This window comes from Streptomyces sp. NPDC050997 (genome assembly GCF_040660135.1).
GTDB lineage: Bacteria > Actinomycetota > Actinomycetes > Streptomycetales > Streptomycetaceae > Streptomyces.
Genome location: NZ_JBFAGK010000006.1, coordinates 417,476 through 423,516 on the forward strand (window position 1 = coordinate 417,476; position 6,041 = coordinate 423,516).

Here is a 6,041-nt window from a genome sequence, read left to right on the forward strand (position 1 = left end):
GGGCTACTCCTCGAACGTCGCCTTCAGTGCCTCCGCCAGCCCCGGTACCAGTTCGGAGCCCGTGAGGACCTCCGTCGGGGAGTCCTTCTCGCGCAGCCGCAGGGCGGACTCGCGGGCGCCGTCCCGCAGGACGGCGACGGTCATACGGACCTCCTGGCGGTCCGGGTGCTCGGCCACCCACTGAGCGAGCTTCTTCTCGCCGAGCCCCTCCGGGACGGACGCCTCGGCGGAGGGCGGCAGCATCAGACGTTCCACGGTCAGCGCGCAGCCGACCACGGCGTCGGGCCAGGCGATGGTGCCGAGGAACTCGTCGAGCGGCTTGCCCGTTGGAATTTCGTCCTGCTCGATCGGGGTGAGGCCGGTGATCTTCTGCTCCGCCTCAAGGCCGAGCTGGGCCGCGAGTGCGGGTTCCTGGGTCCGCAGCCGGGCGGTGTCTACGAGGGCGAAGAGGCGGGCGGGCTGGTCCCAGCCGAGGCCGGAGGCGTACTCGTCGATCTCGAGTACCGCCCGGGTAAGCGGGCTCGCCGCCATGGGAGTGTTGGACATGGTCACAATCCTGCCTCGTTCCCGGCCCGAATCGGGAACCGAGTAAAGCGTGAGTAAGTTGCATAGATGAGGGCCTACGATCACGTGGCCCATGGACGGCCCGTGATGACGCGGGTCTGACGGACCAACAGCGAACTTCGAGGTGCGCACCTTGGCTTTCCAGATGCCGGACCGCGGCGGAGGCCCGACGGGGCCACGGATCAGAGTGGGACGCCCGTCCCGGCGCGTCCGGACCCTGCTCATGACGCTGGGCGTCCTTGCCGTTCTCGGTATGGCGTTCACCATGTTCGCGGGGTTCTGGACGGACTGGCTCTGGTATCGGTCGGTGAACTACTCGTCCGTGTTCACGACAACCCTGTGGACCAAGATCGGGCTGTTCTTCGTCTTCGGCCTGCTGATGGCTCTCGCGGTCGGCTTCAACATCTGGCTGGCGCACCGGCTGCGTCCGCCGCTGAGCGCCATGTCGATGGAGCAGCAGAGCCTCGACCGCTACCGGATGGGTATCGCGCCGTACAAGAAGTGGCTGCTGCTCGGGATCACTTCCCTGGTGGGTCTGATCGCGGGTGCCTCCGCCTCCGGCCAGTGGCGGACCTGGCTGATGTGGGTCAACGGCGTGCCCTTCCACCAGAAGGACCCGCAGTTCCACCTGGACGTCTCCTTCTACGCCTTCGACCTGCCCTGGTACCGGTTCCTGCTCGGCTTCGGCTTCGCGGCCGCGATCCTCTCCGTGATCGCAGCCGCGCTCACCCACTATCTGTACGGCGGGCTGAGGGTCACCTCTCCGGGCGCGCGTGCCACGGCCGCCGCGACCGGACACCTGTCGGTGCTGCTGGGCATCTTCGTCGCCCTGAAGGCGGTCGCGTACTGGCTCGACCGGTACGGCCTGGCGGTGAAGTCCAGCGACTTCAAGGCCACCGGCAACTGGACGGGCCTCAGGTACGTCGACGCCAACGCCTATCTGCCGGCCAAGACGATCCTGTTCTGCATCGCCGTCATCTGCGCGTTGCTGTTCTTCGCCACCTTGTGGCGGCGCACCTGGCAGCTGCCCGTCATCGGCTTCGGGCTGATGGTGCTCTCGGCGATCCTCATCGGCGGGCTGTACCCCGCGATCGTCCAGAAGTTCCAGGTGCAGCCGAACGAGCAGGCCAAGGAAGCGCCGTACGTCGAGAAGAACCTCAAGGCGACACGTGAGGCGTACGGCATCGACGACGCCAAGGTCACCGAGTACGAGGGCAAGTCCAGCACCACGGACAAGACGAAGCTGCGTGACGACGCCGCCGACGCGGCCAGCATCCGCATCATGGACCCGAACATCGTCTCGCCGACGTTCCAGCAGCTCCAGCAGATGCGGAACTACTACGCGTTCCCGACCAACCTGGACGTAGACCGTTACAGCAAGGACGGCAAGAACGCGGGGGATCAAGACACGGTCATCGGACTGCGTGAGCTGAACCTCAACGGCATTCCGAAGAACAACTGGATCAACGACCACTTCCGCTACACCCACGGGTACGGCGCGGTCGCCGCGAAGGGTACCGAGGCCGACTCGCAGGGCCGTCCGGTCTTCACCGAGTACGACCTGCCGTCCAAGGGTGACCTGGGGACGTACCAGCAGCGGATCTACTACGGCGAGAAGACCAACTCGTACTCGATCGTCGGTGGTCCCCAGAAGGAGATCGACTACTCCGACGACACCGGCGAGAAGACCTTCAGCTACACGGGCAAGAGCGGGGTCAACCTCTCCAACCCGATCAACCGGGCCGCGTACGCGGTGGCGTTCAACGAGCCGCAGATCCTCTACTCGGGTGCCATCGGCGAGGGTTCGCGGATCCTGTACAACCGCACTCCGAAGGAGCGCGTCGAGGCGGTCGCCCCGTGGCTGACCATCGACGGTGACGCCTATCCGGCGGTTGTGGGCGGCAAGATCCAGTGGATCGTCGACGCGTACACGACCACGAACGGCTATCCGTACGCCTCCCGTACGACCCTGGGTGACACGACGGCCGACTCGCTGACCGCGACCAACAACTCGCGTGCGGTGGTGGCCCAGCAGAACCAGGTCAACTACATCCGCAACTCGGTGAAGGCGACCGTCGACGCGTACACCGGCGAGGTCAAGCTCTACCAGTGGGACACCAAGGACCCGGTCCTGAAGACCTGGATGAAGGCGTTCCCGGGCACGGTCGAGTCCAAGAAGGACATCTCCGACGCGCTGATGGCCCATCTGCGGTACCCGCAGGACCTGTTCAAGGTCCAGCGCGAGCTGCTCAGCCGCTACCACGTCGAGGACGCGCAGACGTTCCTCAGTGGCAGCGAGGTGTGGCAGGTGCCGGACGACCCGACCAACAAGTCGGGCAACGCGGTGCCGCCGTACTACCTGAGTATGAAGATGCCCGACCAGTCGTCGCAGGTGTTCTCGCTGACGACGACGTTCACACCCAACGGCCGGGACAACCTCAGTGCGTTCATGACGGTCGACGCGGAGGCGGGCACCGGCGACTACGGCAAGATCAGAGTGTTGAAACTGCCGACGAACACCACGGTCAACGGGCCTAAACAGGTGCAGAGCCAGTTCAACTCCGAACAGGACATCGCCGAGACCATCAGCCTGCTCAACCGCGGTGATTCCACCGTGGAGTACGGCAATCTGCTCGCGGTGCCACTCGACGGCGAACTCCTGTACGTGGAACCGGTCTACGTTCGTGGTGGCGGCCTGAAGTACCCGCTGCTGCGAAAGGTGTTGGTGACCTACGGAGGCAACACCGCCTTCGAGGACACCCTCGGCGAGGCCCTCAACAAGATCTTCGGAGCGGACGGTTCGACCACCCAGCCACCACCGGACCAGGGCGACACGACAAAGCCACCACCGTCCTCCACCAACCCCACGGTCCAGGCGGCGTTGAACGACGCCCAGAAGGCCTTCGACGCCGGCCAGGAGGCGCTGAACAAGCAGCCGATCGACTGGGAGGCGTACGGCAAGGCGCAGAAGGACCTTGAGGCCGCGCTGAAGCGGGCCGAGGAGGCGCAGGCGGCGGCCGACAAGGGCAGTGGCAGCGGCGACAAGGCCAGTAGCAGCCCGAGTCCGAGCAGCAGTCCCAGCGGTTGATCAAAGCCACCCCGCGCCGTGGTACGGTTACAGAACAACGGCGCGGGGTGGAGCAGCTCGGTAGCTCGCTGGGCTCATAACCCAGAGGTCGCAGGTTCAAATCCTGTCCCCGCTACTGAAGTAGACGACGTGAGTCGTATGCCGACGAAGGCCCGGATCCTGAAGAGGATCCGGGCCTTCGTCGTGTGCGAACGCATGTGCCGGGAAGGAGCACGGCCATGCCGTGGAGGGGAGTTGGGGATTTTGTGTTTGACTTGTCTCTCTGTGGGCAAGTCGACAAAACGCTGTAGTGACCTCAATGGCTGCGGTATACCAGGTGTACCCAGGTTGCAGGTGGTGCGACGATGGACGTTATGGGGGACAAGGCAACTCTGTTCGAGACAGGGCGTTTTGTGCAACCTTCCGGGCCGGACGAGGCCGGGGAGGCGGCTGACGATGCTGCCGAGGAGGTCCGTCAGCGACTCGCCGCCGAATCCGGCGACGCCGAGGCGATGAGTGTCCTCGGCGCCATGTTGCTGCGCCGCGGTGATCTCGACGCTGCCGAACCCCATCTGCGTGCCGCCACCGCGGCCGGTGACCGGGCCGCCGCCAACAACCTGGGAGTCCTTCTTCATCAGCGCGGGTACGCCGACGAGGCCGCCGGGTGGTGGCGGATCGCCGCCGTCGCCGGATCCGCGGCGGCCGCGCACGCGCTGGGCCGGCACCACCGCGAGCGGGGCGACGAGCCCGCCGCGGAGTACTGGCTGCGCCAGGCCGCCGAGCAGGGCCACGCGCTCGGCGCGTACGCCCTCGCCGATCTGCTGGAGCATCGCGGGGAGGCAGGCGCCGAGCGGTGGATGCGGGCGGCGGCCGAGCGGGGACACCGGGAGGCGGCGTACCGGCTGGCTCGCGCGCTCGATCGCAAGGCCATGCCCGAGGGGGGAACCGGGGCCGACGACGGTGTCGTCGCGACGGAGGAGGCCGAGCAGTGGTACCGGCAGTCCGCCGCGCGCGGACACCGGCGGGCCGCGCTCCACCTCGGGGCGATCCTGGAGAAGCGGGGCGAGCTCAAGGAGGCCGGGCGCTGGTATCTGACGTCCGCAAAGGACGGTGAGGCGCGGGCCGCCTGCGCGCTCGGGTTCCTGTTGCGGGACGCCGGGGACACCGAGAGCGCCGCCGTGTGGTGGCTGCGGGCCGCGCAGGACGGCGACGGGAACGCGGCGAACGCGCTGGGCGCGCTGCACGCCGAGCGAGGTGAGCCGCAGACCGCCGAGCGGTGGTACCGGGCCGCGATGGATGCCGGGGACGACAACGGGGCGTACAACCTGGGGCTGCTCTGTGCCGAGCAGGGGCGGACCGCGCAGGCCGAGCAGTGGTACCGGCGGGCCGCGTACGCCGGGCACCGGGAGGCGGCCAACGCGCTGGCGATCCTCCTGTTGCAGGGCGGGGACACGGCCGGGGCGGAGCCGTGGTTCTCCAAGGCCGCGGAGGCGGGGAGCGTGGACGCCGCGTTCAACCTGGGGATCCTGTTCGCCGGGCGGGCCGAGGAGTCGGTCGCGCTGCGGTGGTACGAGCGGGCGGCGGCGGCCGGGCACACCGAGGCGGCGCTGCAGGTCGGGATCGCGCGACTGCGGGACGGGGACGAGCGGGAGGCCGAACGGCATCTGCGGTGTGCGGCGGGGCGGGGGAGTGCGGAGGCCGCGTATCGGCTGGCCACCGTGCTGGACGCGCGGCGCCCGCCGGAGCCCGCGCATGAGCTGGGTGAGTCGGTGCACGAGAAGAGCGAGTGCGAGGAGTGGTACGAGCGGGCGGCGTCGCAGGGGCATCGGCGGGCGCAGGTGCGGGTCGGGATGCTGGCGGCGGCTCGGGGGGACGTGGTCGAGGCGGCGCGGTGGTACCGGGAGGCGGCGGAGGCCGGGTCGCGCAACGGGGCGTTCAATCTGGGGCTGCTGCTTGCTCGGGAGGGGAGTGAGCCGGAGGCGGCGGTGTGGTGGACTCGGGCGGCTGACGCCGGGCATGGGCGGGCGGCTTTGCGGCTCGCGCTTGTCTACGCGCGTCGGGGGGAGCTGGCGGAGGGGCAGCGGTGGGCCGATCGGGCGGTGTCGCTCGGGCCGGGGGAGGTCGCGGAGCGGGCGGCTCGGTTGCGGGACGCGTTGCGGCAGGAGCTGTCGGCGTGACGCTGCGTTGAGCTGGGGCGGGGTCTGGTTCGGCATGTGCTGTCGTTGCCGCCGGGTTGTTTCGCCCCCGCCGCCCTTACCCGTCCCATCCCAGGGGCACGGCCCCTGGACCCCTGGCGGGGACTGCGTCCCCTGCACCCCTGGCGGGGACTGCGTCCCCTGCACCCCTGGCGGGGACTGCGTCCCCTGCACCCCTGGCGGGGACTGCGTCCCCTGCACCCCTGGCGGGGACT

At 68.8% G+C, this 6,041-nt stretch carries 3 protein-coding genes and 1 tRNA gene; 3 read left to right on the plus strand and 1 reads right to left on the minus strand.

Annotation, left to right across the window (positions count from 1 at the left end):
- Window positions 1–3 precede the first annotated feature (3 nt).
- Window positions 4–546 carry a PPA1309 family protein gene (locus tag AB0H86_RS17140; protein WP_362438288.1) on the minus strand — a complete coding sequence of 181 codons (543 nt, stop codon included), beginning with the start codon at window positions 544–546 and terminating at the stop codon, window positions 4–6.
- A 163-nt stretch (window positions 547–709) separates the two neighbouring features.
- Here AB0H86_RS17140 and AB0H86_RS17145 point away from each other — a divergent pair, with 163 nt between their 5' ends.
- The 3 genes from AB0H86_RS17145 (at window position 710) to AB0H86_RS17155 (ending at window position 5,808) form a co-directional block, all read left to right on the plus strand.
- Window positions 710–3,652 carry a UPF0182 family protein gene (locus tag AB0H86_RS17145; protein WP_362438578.1) on the plus strand — a complete coding sequence of 981 codons (2,943 nt, stop codon included), beginning with the start codon at window positions 710–712 and terminating at the stop codon, window positions 3,650–3,652.
- Window positions 3,653–3,693: 41 nt separating this feature from the next.
- Window positions 3,694–3,767, plus strand: a tRNA-Met gene (locus AB0H86_RS17150).
- Window positions 3,768–3,996: 229 nt separating this feature from the next.
- Window positions 3,997–5,808, plus strand: a complete 1,812-nt coding sequence (locus AB0H86_RS17155; RefSeq protein WP_362438291.1) for a tetratricopeptide repeat protein — start codon at window positions 3,997–3,999, stop codon at window positions 5,806–5,808.
- Window positions 5,809–6,041 lie beyond the last annotated feature (233 nt).

Excerpts from the sequence above, each read along its gene's own strand:
- AB0H86_RS17140 (WP_362438288.1), bottom strand. The coding sequence starts at position 546 with ATGTCCAACACTCCCATGGCGGCGAGCCCGCTTACCCGGGCGGTACTC.
- AB0H86_RS17145 (WP_362438578.1), top strand. The coding sequence starts at position 710 with ATGCCGGACCGCGGCGGAGGCCCGACGGGGCCACGGATCAGAGTGGGA.
- AB0H86_RS17155 (WP_362438291.1), top strand. The coding sequence starts at position 3,997 with ATGGACGTTATGGGGGACAAGGCAACTCTGTTCGAGACAGGGCGTTTT.